The organism is Streptomyces sp. NPDC059900 (assembly GCF_050270335.1).
Lineage (GTDB): Bacteria > Actinomycetota > Actinomycetes > Streptomycetales > Streptomycetaceae > Streptomyces.
This window is the reverse complement of the sequence record NZ_JBNNJZ010001158.1, coordinates 1-1,099: the sequence shown is the minus strand read 5'-3', so window position 1 is coordinate 1,099 and position 1,099 is coordinate 1. Positions and strand designations below refer to the sequence as shown.

Here is a 1,099-nt window from a genome sequence, read left to right as displayed (position 1 = left end):
TGGATCCGGGCGCCGGAGTGATGGCGCAGGTGGTGTGGTTGGACGCCGGCCCGGAGCGGGTGGGCCGCCTGCTGGTCGTCGTGCACCACTTGGCGGTGGACGGGGTGTCGTGGCGGGTTCTGTTGCCGGATCTGCGGGCCGCCTGCGAGGCGGCGGTCGGTGGTCGGCAGCTGGTCCTTGAACCGGTGGGTACATCGTTCCGTCGTTGGTCGCAGCTGTTGTCCGCCGAGGCGGTCAGCGAGCACCGGACGGCGGAACTCCCGGCCTGGAAAGAGCTGTTGACGGGCGACGAGGCGCTGTTGGGCGGGCGAGCCCTGGATCCGGTGCGGGACACGGTGGCGGCTTTGCGTCGCGAGGAGTGGGTCGTACCTGTCGCCGTGGCCCGGACGCTGCTCTCCCGCACCGCTGCCGTCTTCCACTGTGGGGTGCATGAGGTGCTCCTTGCGGCGCTGGCGGGTGCGGTGGCGCAGTGGCGGCCGGAGTACGGAGCCGGCGTTCTCGTCGACATTGAGGGGCACGGCCGGGAAGCGCTGGCCGAGGGAGTGGATTTGTCACGCACGGTGGGCTGGTTCACCGGTGTACATCCGGTCCGGGTCGCCGCGGGCGATACGGATCTCGCCGAGGCGCAGGCGGGAGGTCCGGCAGCTGGCGCCCTGCTGAAGGCGGTCAAGGAACAGCTCCAGCGGGTTCCGGCCGACGGCCTCGGCCACGGACTGCTGCGCCATCTGAACGCGCGCACCGCACCGGAGCTGGCCGCGCTGCCCGTACCGCAGATCGGCTTCAACTACCTGGGGCGGGTCCCCGAAGTGGCCATCACCGGCGAGCCGGGCGCCTGGGAGCCGGCCGGCGAAACGGGCCCGGGCGGTGCTGCCGACCCGCAGGCCCCGGCCACCCACGCGCTGGCAGCCGGCGCGATCATCCAGGACACCCCGCACGGACCTGAACTGACCCTGTCGCTGGCCTGGCCGGGCGGCCTGCTGGACCACGCGCGGGGTGTGGCACTCGGCCGCCAGTGGCTGGACGTTCTCACCGGATTTGCCGCGCACACGGACGGCGACCCCGCTGCCGGCGGCCACACCCCCTCCGACCTCCCCCTGCT

The 1,099-nt window shown here is 72.8% G+C and carries 1 protein-coding gene; it reads left to right on the top strand.

The window, feature by feature from the left end; all coding sequences use genetic code 11:
* Positions 1–38: 38 nt before the first annotated feature.
* Positions 39–1,099: condensation domain-containing protein (locus ACQKIP_RS48040; RefSeq protein WP_427745938.1), on the top strand; the 1,061-nt coding region annotated here is incomplete at its 3' end.